Here is a 15,171-nt window from a genome sequence, read left to right as displayed (position 1 = left end):
ATCGCCCTAGCTCTATTGCTCTGTCGTGCTCCGCAGGAGCTTCGCTTCCTCCCCGGCCCGAAGGCCGGAGTATCCACGAAGGAGTTCTGATGAGAGAACGCGCAGCCGTGCTGTGCGCTGCCGCCGCCGTCGTGGCCGGGACGATCACCGCCGCACCCGCCGCCGCCGGCCCGTCGCATCCCGCGGACACCGCCCGAACGGCGGCGCTCACCTGGAAGAAGTGCGCCACCACCGACTACCCGACGCTGCAGTGCGCGTCCCTGAAGGTGCCGCTCGACCACGCGAAGCCGGGCGGGAAGCAGATCACGCTGGCGCTGTCCCGCGTACCGCACACCGCGACGACGTACCAGGGGCCGCTGCTGGTGAACCCCGGCGGGCCCGGCGGCAGCGGGCTGACGCTCGCCGGCTTCGTCGCGTCGGCGCTGCCGAAGGAGGTGGCGGCCCAGTACGACGTCATCGGCTTCGACCCGCGCGGAGTGGGCGGGAGCACGCCGGCGCTGAACTGCGCGCCGGGCCACTTCGACCCGGTGCGCCCCGACTCGCTGCCGGCCACCGGGGCGGTCGAACGGGCCAACCTCCAGCGTGCCAAGTCGTTCGCCGAGTCCTGCGGCAAGAAGTACGCGAGCGTGCTGCCGCACATCAACACCCTCGACGCCGTACGGGACATGGACGCCATCCGCCGGGCCGTCGGAACGCGGCAGCTGAACTACTTCGGCTACTCGTACGGCACCTACCTGGGCGCCGTATACGCCAAGCTGTACCCGGAGCGGGTGCGGCGGCTCGTCCTCGACTCCGTCGTCGACCCCACCGGTGTGTGGTACGAGGACAACCTCGCCCAGGACGTCGCCTTCGACGACCGCCACCGGGCCCTGATGGCGTGGATCGCCCGGCACGACGCCACGTACGGCCTCGGCACCGACCCCGAGGCGATCGAGGCGAAGTGGTACGCGCTGCGGGCGGCGCTGGCGAAGCGGCCGGCGGGCGGCAAGGTGGGCGCCGCCGAGCTGGAGGACACCTTCCTGCCGGGCGGCTACTACAACGGCTACTGGCCCTACCTCGCCGAGGCGTTCGCCGCGTACGTCACCGACGCCGACGCCGACCCGCTGGTCGAGGCGTACGAGAACTTCGCCGCGGTCGACGCCTCCGGGGAGAACGGCTACAGCGTCTACACCTCGGTGCAGTGCCGTGACGCCTCCTGGCCTCGGGACTGGGACGAGTGGCACTCGGACAACTGGGCGGTGCACCGGAAGGCGCCGTTCATGACGTGGAACAACGCCTGGTACAACGCGCCGTGCGCGTTCTGGCCGACCCGCTCGCTGGGCCCGGTGAACGTGAGGAACGGCAAGCTGCCCCCGGTCCTGCTGTTCCAGGCGACGGACGACGCGGCCACCCCGTACGAGGGCGCCGCGACGGTCCACGCCCTGCTGCGCGGCTCCCGCCTCGTCGTCGAGGAGGGCGGCGGCAACCACGGCATCACGCTGAGCGGGAACGCCTGCCTGGACAAGCACCTGGCGGCGTATCTGACGGACGGCACGGTGCCGCGCGGCACCGGCCCGGTCGACGCGGTGTGCGACGCGCTGCCGGACCCCGAGCCGCTGAGCACGAAGGCGACCGCGGGCTCGGGCCGCGGTGCGACGCTGCACGGGCTGCTCGGCTTCCGCGGCTGAACACCCGCCGTGCGACGGCCCGTCGGGGGGCGGGGCCGGGGCCCTGGTCCACCATGGACCCATGAGTGAGCCGACACCCATGAGTGAGCCGACCAGGATCCCCGCCCCCGCCGGTGCCGCCGCGGCGTTCGCGGTGGTGAGCCGGTGACCGCCGCGCTCGTCCGCGCGATGACGCTCGACGACTGCGCGCGCGTCTCCGAGATCCGCGTCCGCGGCTGGCAGAGCGCCTACCGCGGCCTGATGCCGCAGTCCTACCTGGACGCCCTGAGCGTCACCGAGGACGCCGAGCGGCGCCGCGACCGGTTCGTCCAGGGCGACGCCGGCGTGCGGAACCTGGTCGCGGAGCAGGCCGGCCAGGTGGTGGGCTGGGCCGCGCACGGCCCCTACCGCGAGGGCGAACACCGCACGTCGGATGCCGAGTTGTACGCGCTCTACGTCGACCCCGCCCGCATCGGCACCGGCGTCGGCCGGGCCCTGCTCACCGAGGCGGTACGCCGGACCGCGGCCGACGGCCATCGGCGCATGCACCTCTGGGTCCTCCGGGACAACGCCCGCGCCCGCGCCTTCTACACCCGCGCCGGCTTCCACACCGACGGCACCGAGGAACCCTTCGAGGTGAACGGCATGGCAGTACCGGAGATCAGGTACACGAACGACCTACCCCCCGAACCCAGCTCATCCCCCTGACGGCCGCTCACCCCAACCCCCTCAGGGGCGCGGGGAACGGCGCGACCAGCCACCAACCACCCGCACCTCCCCGACGGACAGCCAGCCCCACCCCCCAGGGGCGCGGGGAACTGCGCGACGCGCCACCAACCGACCCGCACCTCCCGACGGACAGTCAGCCACACCCCCAGGGGCGCGGGGAACTGCGCGACCACCCCCCACGACCCGCAGCCGCCCCTACAGCGCACCACCCCCGACAACACCCCGCACCGCCACCGCCCCTCACCGCTGGCACGGAATTCGCGCCACCGCCCCCACCGCTGGCACGGAATTCGCGACACCGCCCCTCACCGCTGGCGCGGAATCCGCGCCAGCGCCCGCACCGCCGCCTCCGCCAGGGCCGGATGGGCGAGCGCGTCGTTCAGGACGGCGCGGGCGCGGTCGTCGCCGAGGGCGCCGAGCCCGTCCACGCACGCGAGCGCCACCCGCCGGTAGGGGTCGTGCGGACTCAGCCGGCGCCGCAACGTCGTGATCAGCGCGGGCACGGACTCGGGCGCGCGCAGCTCCACGAGGAGCCGCACCGGGTGCAGGGCGTACGCGACGCGCAGCTCGTTGGTGGCGAGGGCGGCCGCGGCACGGGCCGTGCGGGGGTCACCGAGGCGGGCCAGGGCGTGGGCGGCCGAGGCACAGCGCGGCGGGTCGCGGTGGTTGAGGAGGAGGACGAGCGCCTCGAAGGCCCGCCGGTCCCCCGCGACGCCCAGCCGGAAGGCGGCCACCTCCCGCGCCCACAGGGGCTGCCCGGCGGCGGTGAGCACCCCGGCGAGCGCGTCGCGGTCGTCGGTCGTCGCCAGGCGCCCGAACTCCGGGGAGTCCCCCGACTCCCGCCGTAAGCGCTCCGTGAGCGACCGCAACTCCTCGTCCATGCGCCCGAGCCTAGGCGCGCGTACGCGGCGGCGGGACGTACATCACAAACTCACAGGGCTGGCGCGCTCGTTACCCGCCGGTTAAGCTCAGACGAGCGAGTTACCCACTCGCGGAACCCCTCGTGGCGGCCTGGTGACGCAGTCGCCGACGGGAGCAGTCGGTTCGGTACACCTCGTACCTCCTGTACGACCCGGTCCCGGGACAGGGCCGGTCGGTCGGCCATCACCGTTCCCGGACGCGTGCGCGTCCGAGAGCGACGGCCCCGGGCGTGTGCGCTCGCAGCCCGGCACCACCCGCACTCCCTCCGCACCCGGTGCGCCGAGGCCTCTTCCGGAGCCCCGGAGCCACGGCGCAGCCGGGCGCGTTCCCAGTCGTCACCCTCATCTCTGGAGTCCCGCGATGGCCACTCCCCTGTCCCCCGCCCCGTCCCCGCTGCGGACGATCGCCGTGATCGGCCTCGGCACCATGGGCACCGGCATCATCCAGGTCCTGGCCAAGGCCGGCCGCGAGGTGATCGGCATCGACATCAGCGAGGCGCAGGCGGCGCGGTGCGGTGCCGCCCTGGAGGCCTCCACCGCCCGTGCCGTGGAGCGCGGCCGGCTGACCGAGCGGGAGCGCGCGGACGCCCTCGCCCGGGTCCGCACCTCCACCGACCTGGGCGCGGCGGCCGACGCCGACCTGGTCATCGAGGTGGTGCCGGAGTCGTACGAGCTCAAGCAGCAGGTCTTCCGGGAGCTGGACGGGATCGTGCGGCCCGGGGCGATCCTCGCGACCGGGACCAACGCGCTGTCCGTCACCCGGCTCGCCGCGGACTCGGCGCGTCCCGAGCGGGTGCTCGGGCTGCACTTCTTCAACCCGGCGCCGGCGATGAAGCTGGTCGAGATCGTCTCCTCGGTGCTGACCGCGCCGGCCGCCGTCGCCGCCGTCACCGACCTCGCCCTGGACCTCGGCAAGGAGCCCGTCGCGGTCGGCGACCGGCCGGGGTTCGTCGCCGACGGGCTGCTGTTCGGCTACCTCAACCAGGCCGCCGCGATGTACGAGGCGAAGTACGCCTCCCGCGAGGACATCGACGCCGCGATGCGGCTGGGCTGCGGCCTGCCGATGGGCCCGCTCGCCCTGCTCGACCTGATCGGGGTCGACACCGCGCGGACGGTCCTGGAGGCCATGTACGCCGCCTCCCACGACCGGCTGCACGCCCCGGCGCCGATCCTGAGGCAGCTCAGCGAGGCCGGTCTGACCGGCCGCAAGTCGGGCCGCGGCTTCTACACCTACGAGGCGCCGGGCAGCGCGACGGTCGTGCCGGACGCGTCGACGCCGGCCCCGGACGGGAGCGGTGTCCCCGGCCGAACGGTGCGCGCCGTCGGTGTCGCCGGCTCCGGCACGATGGCCTCGGGCATCGCCGAGGTCTTCGCCAAGGCGGGCTTCGACGTCGTCCTGGCCGCCCGCAGCGAGGAGAAGGCGCAGGCCGCGAAGGCCCGCGTCGGGAAGTCGCTGTCCCGCTCCGTCGACAAGGGCCGGCTCACCGCCGAGGCCGCCGCGCAGGCCCTGGAGCGGATCACCCCGGCCGGCACCTACGACGCCTTCGCCGACGTCGACCTGGCCGTCGAGGCGGTCGCCGAGGACCTGGACGTCAAGCGGCAGTTGTTCGCGACGCTGGACAAGGTGTGCAGGCCGGGCGCGGTGCTCGCCACGACCACCTCCTCGCTGCCGGTCGTCGCCCTGGCCCGCGCCACCTCACGTCCGCAGGACGTGATCGGCATGCACTTCTTCAACCCGGCTCCCGCGATGAAGCTGGTCGAGGTGGTCCGCACGGTCCTGACCGGCGAGGACGTCCACGCGACGGTCCACGAGGTGTGCGGGAAGATCAGGAAGCACGCCGTCGACTGCGGGGACCGGGCCGGCTTCATCGTGAACGCGCTGCTGTTCCCGTACCTCAACAACGCGATCAAGATGGTGCAGGAGCACTACGCGTCCCTCGACGACATCGACGCGGCGATGAGGCTGGGCGGCGGCTACCCGATGGGCCCCTTCGAGCTGCTCGACGTGGTCGGGCTGGACGTCTCGCTGGCCATCGAGAAGGTCCTGCACCGTGAGTTCCGGGACCCGGGGCTGGCCCCGGCGCCGCTGCTGGAGCACCTGGTGGCCGCGGGCTGCCTCGGCCGCAAGACGGGCCGCGGCTTCCGCGAGTATGCCCGCCGCTGACGGCGTCGGCGACTGGTTCCGGGGCGGTGAGGACTGGGGCGGGCTGCTGGAACCGGCGGCCCCTCCGCCGCCCGCCCCGGGCCGGGCAGACCGCACACAGGCGCGCCGAGCTGCGCACATGCAGTACGTTCAGGGCATGCCCCAGCCCGCCAAGTCCTCACGTACCCCCGCCACGCCCGACGCGCCGGAAAGTGCCGCAGGCTCCCGCGCGGCGGCCCAACGGCTCAAGATGCGCCGGGAACTGGCGGCCGCGGCCATGGAGCTGTTCGCGACCAAGGGGTACGAGGCGACCACCGTCGACGAGATCGCGGCCGCGGCCGGGGTCGCCCGCCGCACCTTCTTCCGCCACTTCCGCTCGAAGGAAGAGGCGATCTTCCCCGACCACGACGACACGCTGATCCGCGCCGAGGCGGTGCTGAACGCGGCTCCCGCGCACGAGCACCCGCTCGACACGGTGTGCCGCGGGATCAAGGAAGTGATGAAGATGTACGCGGCCCGGCCGGAGATCTCGGTCGCCCGCTACAAGCTCACGCGCGAGGTGCCCACCCTGCGCGAGGCGGAGATCGCGTCGGTGGCCCGCTACGAGCGCCTCTTCACCCGCTACCTCCTCGGCCACTTCGACGAGCACGCCCACGACGACGACGCCAACGACGACCCGCTGCTGGCCGAGGTCGCCGCCTCCGCCGTGGTCACCGCCCACAACCACGTGCTGCGGCGCTGGCTCAGGGCCGGCGGCCAGGGCGACGTGGAGGCCCAGCTCGACCACGCCTTCGCGATCGTCCGCAAGACGTTCGGCACGGGCATCGGAGCCGGGCGGGGCGGCTCCGCGTCCCCGAGGACGGCCCCCGCCGCGGTCTCCGCGCAGGGCGAGGTGCTGGTGACGGTCGCCCGCACCGACGCCCCGCTGGACGAGGTGATGCGCACCATCGAGCAGGCCCTCAAGGAGCGCTGAGGGGAGCTCTGAGGGAGCACTGAGGGAGCGCTGAGGGCGCTCCGGCACCGCCGGTCACTGTGACGACGGCCACCCGCCCGGGTGGCCGTTTTGGCATGTCAGGGCAGGTTTTCGCATGGATTTCCGACCCCGTTCGATCGATCATCGCTCATTTGTTACGTAAAGATTTCATCTGAGAGCAATTTCTGGCACTCAGTGCCTTGCGAGGTGACACGCGGTGTCATACGTTGAAGGTGTCCGGGCGGCCGGCGTGCAGAGACCAGACGTACGCCGGCTGTCCCCGCAAGCCCACGGCTCGCGCGCCCGGACGCCTGCGTCACAGGCACCCTCCCGCGCCACCCCGCGCTGCCGGAACAGCTCCACCCGCCGAACCGACGGCACACCCTCATCCCTCAGCAGCACCGACGTAACCCTCAGCGCCCTTCCCTCGGGGCGCGCATCGCCGGAGGCAACACCGTGACCGTGAAGGACATCCTGGACGCGATCCAGTCACCGGACTCCACGTCCGCCGATTTCGCCGCCCTGCCGCTCCCCGAGTCGTACCGGGCGATCACCGTGCACAAGGACGAGACGGAGATGTTCGCGGGCCTCGCGACCCGCGACAAGGACCCCCGCAAGTCGATCCACCTGGACGACGTGCCGGTGCCGGAACTCGGCCCGGGCGAGGCCCTGGTGGCCGTCATGGCCTCCTCGGTCAACTACAACTCCGTGTGGACCTCGATCTTCGAGCCGCTGTCGACCTTCGGCTTCCTGGAGCGCTACGGCAGGCTCAGCGAGCTCACCAGGCGCCATGACCTGCCGTACCACATCATCGGCTCCGACCTCGCGGGCGTCGTGCTGCGCACCGGCCCCGGCGTCAACGCCTGGAAGCCCGGTGACGAGGTCGTCGCGCACTGCCTGTCCGTCGAGCTGGAGTCGAGCGACGGCCACAACGACACCATGCTCGACCCCGAGCAGCGGATCTGGGGCTTCGAGACCAACTTCGGCGGCCTCGCGGAGATCGCGCTGGTCAAGTCCAACCAGCTGATGCCCAAGCCGGACCACCTGTCGTGGGAGGAGGCGGCGGCCCCCGGGCTGGTCAACTCCACCGCCTACCGGCAGCTGGTCTCCCGCAACGGCGCCGGCATGAAGCAGGGCGACAACGTCCTCATCTGGGGCGCGAGCGGCGGACTCGGCAGTTACGCCACGCAGTTCGCGCTGGCCGGCGGCGCCACCCCGATCTGTGTCGTCAGCAGTGAGCAGAAGGCGGCGATCTGCCGGTCCATGGGCGCCGAGGCCGTCATCGACCGCACGGCCGAGGGCTACCGGTTCTGGAAGGACGAGCACACCCAGGACCCCAGGGAGTGGAAGCGCTTCGGCAAGCGCATCCGCGAACTGACCGGCGGCGAGGACGTCGACATCGTCTTCGAGCACCCCGGCCGCGAGACCTTCGGCGCCAGCGTGTACGTCACCCGCAAGGGCGGCACCGTCGTCACCTGCGCCTCCACCTCCGGCTACCACCACGAGTACGACAACCGCTACCTGTGGATGTCCCTGAAGCGGATCATCGGCTCCCACTTCGCCAACTACCGCGAGGCCTGGGAGGCCAACCGCCTCGTCGCCAAGGGGAAGATCCACCCGACGCTGTCGAAGGTGTACTCCCTGGAGGACACCGGCCAGGCCGCCCACGACGTGCACCGCAACGTCCACCAGGGCAAGGTCGGCGTGCTCTGCCTGGCCCCCGAGGAGGGCCTGGGCGTGCGGGACACGGAGAAGCGCGCGCAGCACGTCGACGCCATCAACCGCTTCCGGAACATCTGAGACATCCGAGGTCATAGATGACTGAGCGTCAGCCTGCCGAAGGGAAGCGGGAGAAGGACCGGCCGTGGCTCATGCGCACGTACGCCGGTCACTCCACGGCCGAGGCGTCCAACGAGCTGTACCGGCGCAACCTCGCCAAGGGCCAGACCGGCCTGTCGGTCGCGTTCGACCTGCCGACCCAGACCGGCTACGACTCCGACCACGTCCTCGCCCGCGGCGAGGTCGGCCGGGTCGGCGTGCCGGTCGCGCACCTCGGTGACATGCGCCGGCTGTTCCAGGACATCCCCCTGGAGCAGATGAACACCTCGATGACCATCAACGCCACCGCCATGTGGCTGCTGGCGCTCTACCAGGTCGTCGCGGAGGAGCAGGGCGCGGACATCACCCGGCTCCAGGGCACGACCCAGAACGACATCGTCAAGGAGTACCTCTCCCGCGGCACCCATGTGTTCCCGCCGGGGCCGAGCCTGCGCCTGACGACGGACATGATCGCGTACACGGTCTCCCACCTGCCGAAGTGGAACCCGATCAACATCTGCAGCTACCACCTCCAGGAGGCGGGGGCCACCCCGGTCCAGGAGATCGCGTACGCGATGTCCACCGCGATCGCCGTCCTCGACGCCGTGCGCGACGGCGGTCAGGTGCCCCAGGACCGCATGGGGGACGTCGTCGGCCGGATCTCCTTCTTCGTCAACGCGGGCGTCCGCTTCGTCGAGGAGATGTGCAAGATGCGCGCCTTCGGCCGCATCTGGGACCGGATCACCCGCGAGCGGTACGGCATCGAGGACCCCAGACACCGGCGCTTCCGCTACGGCGTCCAGGTCAACTCCCTCGGTCTGACCGAGGCGCAGCCGGAGAACAACGTCCAGCGGATCGTGCTGGAGATGCTGGCGGTGACCCTCTCCAAGGACGCCCGCGCGCGTGCCGTGCAGCTGCCCGCCTGGAACGAGGCGCTGGGCCTGCCCCGCCCCTGGGACCAGCAGTGGTCGCTGCGCATCCAGCAGGTCCTCGCCCACGAGAGCGACCTGCTGGAGTACGACGACATCTTCGAGGGCTCGAAGGTGATCGAGGCGGAGGTGGGCCGGCTGGTCGAGGAGTCCCTCGCGGAGATCGAGCGGATCCAGGAGATGGGCGGGGCGATGGCCGCCGTCGAGTCCGGCTACCTGAAGTCGCGGCTGGTCGCCTCGCACGCCGAGCGCCGGGCCCGGATCGAGTCCGGCCAGGAGAAGATCGTGGGCGTCAACGTCTTCGAGACGACCGAACCGAACCCGTTGACGGCCGATCTCGACACCGCGATCCAGACGGTCGACCCGGCCGTCGAGGCCCGTGTCGTCGCCTCGCTCCGGCACTGGCGCGACACCCGCTACCAGCCGCCCTTCAACCACCCCCGCCCGTGCAAGGCGCTGGAGCGGCTGAAGGAGGCCGCCAAGGGCACCGACAACCTCATGGAGGCCACCCTGGAGTGCGCCCGCGCCGGTGTCACCACCGGCGAGTGGGCGGGCGCGCTGCGGGAGGTGTTCGGCGAGTTCCGGGCACCGACGGGCGTGTCGTCGGCGCCGGTCGCCGTTGCCGCGCAGGACGGCTCGGCCCTGTCCGAGGTGCGCCGCGCGGTGGAGCGGACGGCGGCCGACCTCGGCGTGGGCAGGCTGCGCTTCCTGGTCGGCAAGCCCGGCCTGGACGGGCACTCCAACGGCGCCGAGCAGATCGCCGTCCGGGCCCGGGACGCCGGGTTCGAGGTGGTCTACCAGGGCATCCGGCTCACCCCCGAGCAGATCGTGGACGCCGCCCTCGCCGAGGACGTGCACGCCGTCGGCCTCTCCATCCTCTCCGGGTCGCACGCCCAGCTCGTCCCGGACGTGCTGGAACGGCTGCGTGTGGCCGGTGCCACAGATATCCCGGTGATCGCCGGTGGCATCATCCCGAATGGTGACGCCGAACAGCTGAGGGCCGCCGGAGTCGCCGCCGTCTTCACCCCGAAGGACTTCGACATCACCGGAATCATCGGCCGCATCGTCGACGAGATCCGGAAAGCGAACAAGCTCGACCCCCTGGAGGTCCCCGCATGACGACCGTCAACCGCCTTCGCCCCCGGCGTTCCTGTCTGGCCGTGCCGGGCTCGAACCCCCGCTTCCTGGAGAAGGCGCAGGGCCTCCCGGCGGACCAGGTCTTCCTCGACCTGGAGGACGCGTGCGCGCCGCTCGCCAAGCCCGAGGCACGGCACACCATCGTCAAGTTCCTCAACGAGGGCGACTGGACAGGCAAGACCAGGGTCGTGCGCGTCAACGACTGGACGACGGAGTGGACGTACCGGGACGTCGTGACCGTCGTCGAGGGCGCCGGGCAGAACCTGGACTGCGTCATGCTGCCGAAGGTGCAGAACGCCCAGCAGGTCGTCGCCCTGGACCTCCTCCTCACCCAGATCGAGAAGACGATGGGGTTCGAGGTCGGCCGGATCGGCATCGAGGCGCAGATCGAGAACGCGCAGGGCCTGAACAACGTCAACGAGATCGCGCAGGCCTCCCCGCGCACCGAGACGATCATCTTCGGCCCCGCCGACTTCATGGCGTCGATCAACATGAAGTCGCTGGTCGTGGGCGAGCAGCCGCCCGGCTACCCGGCGGACGCCTACCACTACATCCTGATGAAGATCCTGATGGCCGCCCGCGCCAACGATCTCCAGGCCATCGACGGCCCCTACCTCCAGATCCGCAACGTCGACGGCTTCCGCGAGGTGGCCGGGCGCGCCGCCGCGCTCGGCTTCGACGGCAAGTGGGTGCTGCATCCCGGCCAGGTCGACGCCGCCAACGAGGTCTTCTCCCCCTCCCAGGAGGACTACGACCACGCAGAGCTGATCCTGGACGCGTACGAGTACTGCACGTCAGAGGCGGGCGGCAAGAAGGGCTCCGCGATGCTCGGCGACGAGATGATCGACGAGGCCAGCCGCAAGATGGCCCTGGTCATCGCGGGCAAGGGACGCGCCGCCGGCATGCGGCGCACCAGCACGTTCGAGATCCCCGCCGACTAGAAGCCGACCGGAAGCCGACTAGAAGCCGACTAGAAAGGGCCGTGAGCGCGATGCAGTTCGGGCGCACGTACGAGGAGTTCGAGGTCGGTGCCATCTACAAGCACTGGCCGGGCAAGACGGTCACGGAGTACGACGACCACCTCTTCTGCCTCCTCACCATGAACCACCACCCGCTCCACCTGGACGCGCACTACGCGGAGCGGACGACGGACTTCGGCAGGAACGTCGTCGTCGGCAACTACGTCTACTCGCTGCTGCTCGGCATGTCCGTCCCGGACGTCTCCGGCAAGGCGATCGCGAACCTGGAGATCGAGTCGCTGAAGCACGTGGCGCCGACCTTCCACGGCGACACGATCTACGGCGAGACGACCGTGCTGGACAAGTGGCCGTCGAAGTCGAAGGACGACCGCGGGATCGTCCACGTCGAGACCCGGGGCCACAAGCAGGACGGCACGCTGGTGTGCGTGTTCCGCCGCAAGGTGATGGTGCCGACCGAGACGTACATCAAGGAGCGCGGCGGCGAGCAGCCCGGCCGCCCCGAGCCGAAGCGGCAGGAGAAGTAGAGATGGCCCGACTCGCCCGGACCGCCGGTCTGACCGACGTCCAGCAGGAGATCCTCTCCACCGTCCGCGACTTCGTGGACAAGGAGATCCTCCCGGTCGCCACCGAGCTGGAGCACCGCGACGAGTACCCGCAGCAGATCGTCGACGGTCTGAAGGAGCTGGGCCTGTTCGGCCTGATGATCCCCGAGGAGTACGGGGGTCTGGGCGAGTCGCTCCTGACGTACGCGCTGTGCGTGGAGGAGATCGCCCGCGGCTGGATGTCGGTCTCCGGGATCATCAACACGCACTTCATCGTGGCGTACATGCTCAAGCAGCACGGCACGCGGGAGCAGAAGGACCACTTCCTGCCGAGGATGGCCGCCGGGGACGTGCGCGGCGCCTTCTCGATGTCGGAGCCGGGTCTGGGCTCCGATGTGTCGGCGATCACGTCGAAGGCGGTGAAGGACGGCGACGCGTACGTCCTGAACGGCCAGAAGATGTGGCTGACGAACGGTGGCACCTCCTCGCTCGTCGCCGTCCTCGTCCGCAGTGACGAAGGACACCCCGAGGGCACCGCCCCCCACAAGTCGATGACCACCTTCCTGGTGGAGAAGGAGCCCGGCTTCGGCGAGGTCCGCCCCGGCCTGACCATCCCGGGCAAGATCGACAAGATGGGGTACAAGGGCGTCGACACCACCGAGATGATCATGGACGGTCTGCGCGTTCCGGAGAACCGCGTGCTCGGAGGGGTGACAGGACGAGGTTTTTACCAAATGATGGACGGCGTGGAGGTCGGCCGGGTCAACGTCGCGGCGCGCGGCTGCGGCGTCGCGCAGCGCGCGTTCGAGCTGGGGGTGCGGTACGCCCAGCAGCGGCACACGTTCGGCCGGCCGATCGCGCAGCACCAGGCCATCCAGTTCAAGCTGGCGGAGATGGCTACCAAGGTCGAGGCCGCTCATGCCATGATGGTCAACGCGGCTCGCAAAAAGGACTCCGGGGAACGAAACGACCTAGAGGCAGGGATGGCGAAGTACCTCGCCTCCGAGTACTGCAAGGAGGTCGTGGAGGACGCCTTCCGGATCCACGGCGGCTACGGCTTCTCCAAGGAGTACGAGATCGAGCGCCTCTACCGTGAGGCCCCGATGTTGCTGATCGGTGAAGGCACCGCCGAGATCCAGAAAATGATCATCGGGCGCAGGCTGCTCGAGGAGTATCGATTCCAAGGCTAGATGTCCGGGTTGGGGGTGTTTTCTTCGAGAAGAAGATCACACCCCGTCAACTCGCTCCCGCCGCCGACTCGGCTTCCTGGCTTACCCAGTTGCCGCACAGAACCGCTACGATCGCGGGAAAGCCGCCGTCCCCCCGTCGAAGCGCGGCATCATCCGCTACGAAGGTCATCCATGCCCCACAGCCAAACCTCTGCACCTCGCGACAGCCTGGCCGGCGTACGCCTTGCGCGCGGAGCATCGCCGTGGCTCCTTCCGACCGTCGCCACCGCAGCCGTCAGCCTGGTCCGCGCCCGCCGCTCGGGTGTCGCCAAGGCCGTCGCCGTACCCGCCACCGCTCTCGCCGCGGGCATGCTGTGGTTCTTCCGCGACCCCGAGCGTGAGATCGCACAGGGCCGGGTCATCTCCCCCGCCGACGGAGTGGTGCAGAGCATCATGCCGTGGAAGGACGGACGGACCCGCGTCGCGATCTTCATGAGCCCGCTGAACGTCCACGTCAACCGCGCGCCGCTGGCCGGCACGGTGACGTCGGTCGAGCACATCCCTGGCGGGTTCGTGCCGGCGTTCAACAAGGAGAGCGAGAACAACGAGCGCGTCGTCTGGCACTTCGACACCGAGCTCGGTGACATCGAGATGATCCAGATCGCCGGCGCCGTCGCCCGCCGTATCGTCCCCTACGTCCCGGAGGGCACGAAGGTCGAGCAGGGCGACCGGATCGGTCTGATCCGCTTCGGCTCGCGCGTCGACATCTACCTGCCCGAGGGCGTGGAGATCGCGGTCGAGGTCGGGCAGAAGACCGTGGCAGGGGTGACTCGCATTGACCGTGATTGACCCGGAGACCCAGGCGGGCTGGGTGCCCGAGGCCGACGAGGTGGACGAAGAGGAGGAGATGCCCCTCTCTCTCCGGCTGTCGATAGCGGACACCCTCACCCTCGGCAACGCCACGTGCGGCTTCATGGCGGTGTACTTCACCACCACCGGCATCCTGATCCCGCACCTCACCGGCAGCCAGGAGTCCGGCATGGCCCGCCACAGCGCGGCCACGGCGGTCATCCTGATGCTGTGCGCGGCGGTCTTCGACCTCTTCGACGGTCTGGTGGCCCGCAAGCTGCGCTCCTCACCCATGGGCGCGGAGCTGGACAACCTCTCCGACCTGATCAGCTTCGGCCTCGCCCCGGCCTACTTCGTCCTGGTCTACGGCATGGTCGCCGACGACGCCCACCAGCGGGTGGCGGCGGTCGGCGCGATCGTGGTGCTGCTGGCGGTGGTGCTGCGGCTCGCCCGCTTCTCGTGCGTGACGATGAAGGACGGCATGTTCCAGGGCATGCCCTCCCCGTTCGGCGCGCTGACGGTCGTCTCGATCGTGCTGCTGGAGCTGCCCTTCGTGGCGACGCTCCTGGCCATCCTGGGCACCGCCTGGCTGATGGTGAGCCGGGTGGAGTACCCGAAGCCGCGGGGCCGCCTCGCCGGCGCGATGCTCTCGTGGATCGTGCTGTCGATGGGTCTGCTGGCGGCATGGGCCTTCGACGCCCCGAGCGGCCAGCTCCTCCTCCAGACGGGCTGCGCCCTCCAGCTGGTCATGGGCGCGGTCATCCCGCTGTTCGCCACGGCCCGCCGGGTGAACAACTTCCGCGACAACCGGCGCGAGGCACGGGCGGCGCAGCTGCCGTGACGCTCCGCCGAGTGGGGCCCCGGACCCGGGTGGGTCCGGGGCCCTTCGCATGTCCGGCGGCGCCGGGAGACGGGGCCGTTCGGCCGAGCCAGCCCGCCCGGGCGCGCTGTGGGACGAGGCCCGTCCAGACCCACCCAGCCCCTCCGGCGGCACCGGAAGACGAGGCCCGCCCAGACCCACCCAGCCCCTCCGGCGGCACCGGAAGACGAGGCCCGCCCAGACCCACCCAGCCCCTCCGGCGGCACCGGAAGACGAGGCCCGCCCAGACCCACCCAGCCCCTCCGGCGGCACCGGAAGACGAGGCCCGCCCAGACCCACCCAGCCCCTCCGGCGGCACCGGAAGACGAGGCCCGCCCAGACCCACCCAGCCCCTCCGGCGGCACCGGAAGACGAGGCCCGCCCAGACCCACCCAGCCCCTCCGGCGGCACCGGAAGACGAGGCCCGCCCAGACCCACCCAGCCCCTCCGGCGGCACCGGAAGACGAGGCCCGCCCA

General features: G+C 71.0%; 11 protein-coding genes and 1 pseudogene. 11 read left to right on the top strand and 1 reads right to left on the bottom strand.

Features of this window, described 5'->3' with window-relative positions:
* Positions 1-89 precede the first annotated feature (89 nt).
* Positions 90-1,667: an alpha/beta hydrolase gene (locus tag ACFV9M_RS38400; RefSeq protein WP_385076195.1), complete on the top strand. Its 1,578-nt coding sequence runs from the start codon at positions 90-92 to the stop codon at positions 1,665-1,667.
* A 168-nt stretch (positions 1,668-1,835) separates the two neighbouring features.
* A complete protein-coding gene (locus ACFV9M_RS38395; protein WP_385076233.1) occupies positions 1,836-2,354 on the top strand; it encodes a GNAT family N-acetyltransferase in 519 nt (172 codons plus the stop codon).
* A gap of 326 nt (positions 2,355-2,680) precedes the next feature.
* On the opposite strand, the gene ACFV9M_RS38390 is transcribed toward ACFV9M_RS38395, so the two are convergent.
* Entirely contained in the window at positions 2,681-3,256 is a 576-nt protein-coding gene (locus tag ACFV9M_RS38390; RefSeq protein ID WP_385076192.1) for an adenylosuccinate lyase, read from the bottom strand.
* A 400-nt stretch (positions 3,257-3,656) separates the two neighbouring features.
* On the opposite strand from ACFV9M_RS38390, the gene ACFV9M_RS38385 reads away from it, so the two are divergent.
* The 9 genes and pseudogenes from ACFV9M_RS38385 (at position 3,657) to pssA (ending at position 14,676) form a co-directional block, all read left to right on the top strand.
* Complete coding sequence (locus ACFV9M_RS38385; RefSeq protein WP_385076189.1) at positions 3,657-5,459, top strand: 3-hydroxyacyl-CoA dehydrogenase family protein; 1,803 nt, start codon at positions 3,657-3,659, stop codon at positions 5,457-5,459.
* A 118-nt stretch (positions 5,460-5,577) separates the two neighbouring features.
* Positions 5,578-6,411, top strand: a complete 834-nt coding sequence (locus ACFV9M_RS38380) for a TetR family transcriptional regulator (RefSeq protein ID WP_385076186.1) — start codon at positions 5,578-5,580, stop codon at positions 6,409-6,411.
* A 462-nt stretch (positions 6,412-6,873) separates the two neighbouring features.
* Entirely contained in the window at positions 6,874-8,211 is a 1,338-nt protein-coding gene (gene ccrA / locus ACFV9M_RS38375) for a crotonyl-CoA carboxylase/reductase (protein ID WP_385076231.1), read from the top strand.
* Between the two features lie 17 nt (positions 8,212-8,228).
* Positions 8,229-10,277, top strand: a complete 2,049-nt coding sequence (locus ACFV9M_RS38370) for a protein meaA (protein WP_385076183.1) — start codon at positions 8,229-8,231, stop codon at positions 10,275-10,277.
* A pseudogene (locus tag ACFV9M_RS38365) lies at positions 10,274-10,984 on the top strand (HpcH/HpaI aldolase/citrate lyase family protein); the annotation flags it as partial. The gene ACFV9M_RS38370 and the pseudogene ACFV9M_RS38365, both read left to right, overlap by 4 nt.
* Entirely contained in the window at positions 10,981-11,799 is an 819-nt protein-coding gene (locus tag ACFV9M_RS38360; RefSeq protein ID WP_385076181.1) for a MaoC family dehydratase, read from the top strand. The pseudogene ACFV9M_RS38365 and the gene ACFV9M_RS38360, both read left to right, overlap by 4 nt.
* A 2-nt stretch (positions 11,800-11,801) precedes the next feature.
* Entirely contained in the window at positions 11,802-13,007 is a 1,206-nt protein-coding gene (locus tag ACFV9M_RS38355; RefSeq protein WP_385076178.1) for an acyl-CoA dehydrogenase family protein, read from the top strand.
* Positions 13,008-13,178: 171 nt separating this feature from the next.
* A complete protein-coding gene (locus tag ACFV9M_RS38350) occupies positions 13,179-13,835 on the top strand; it encodes a phosphatidylserine decarboxylase (RefSeq protein WP_385076175.1) in 657 nt (218 codons plus the stop codon).
* Between the two features lie 22 nt (positions 13,836-13,857).
* Complete coding sequence (gene pssA, locus ACFV9M_RS38345) at positions 13,858-14,676, top strand: CDP-diacylglycerol--serine O-phosphatidyltransferase (protein ID WP_059254185.1); 819 nt, start codon at positions 13,858-13,860, stop codon at positions 14,674-14,676.
* Positions 14,677-15,171: the final 495 nt, after the last annotated feature.

This window comes from Streptomyces sp. NPDC059895 (genome assembly GCF_042731035.1).
Classification (GTDB): Bacteria; Actinomycetota; Actinomycetes; order Streptomycetales; family Streptomycetaceae; genus Streptomyces.
Note: the sequence above shows the minus strand (reverse complement) of the source record. Positions and strands in the feature narration are given on the sequence as shown.

What these genes read in the sequence shown, in the direction of transcription:
- ACFV9M_RS38400 (WP_385076195.1), top strand. Translation starts at nt 90, where the DNA reads ATGAGAGAACGCGCAGCCGTGCTGTGCGCTGCCGCCGCCGTCGTGGCC.
- ACFV9M_RS38395 (WP_385076233.1), top strand. Translation starts at nt 1,836, where the DNA reads ATGACGCTCGACGACTGCGCGCGCGTCTCCGAGATCCGCGTCCGCGGC.
- ACFV9M_RS38390 (WP_385076192.1), bottom strand. Translation starts at nt 3,256, where the DNA reads ATGGACGAGGAGTTGCGGTCGCTCACGGAGCGCTTACGGCGGGAGTCG.
- ACFV9M_RS38385 (WP_385076189.1), top strand. Translation starts at nt 3,657, where the DNA reads ATGGCCACTCCCCTGTCCCCCGCCCCGTCCCCGCTGCGGACGATCGCC.
- ACFV9M_RS38380 (WP_385076186.1), top strand. Translation starts at nt 5,578, where the DNA reads ATGCAGTACGTTCAGGGCATGCCCCAGCCCGCCAAGTCCTCACGTACC.
- ACFV9M_RS38370 (WP_385076183.1), top strand. Translation starts at nt 8,229, where the DNA reads ATGACTGAGCGTCAGCCTGCCGAAGGGAAGCGGGAGAAGGACCGGCCG.
- ACFV9M_RS38355 (WP_385076178.1), top strand. Translation starts at nt 11,802, where the DNA reads ATGGCCCGACTCGCCCGGACCGCCGGTCTGACCGACGTCCAGCAGGAG.
- ACFV9M_RS38350 (WP_385076175.1), top strand. Translation starts at nt 13,179, where the DNA reads ATGCCCCACAGCCAAACCTCTGCACCTCGCGACAGCCTGGCCGGCGTA.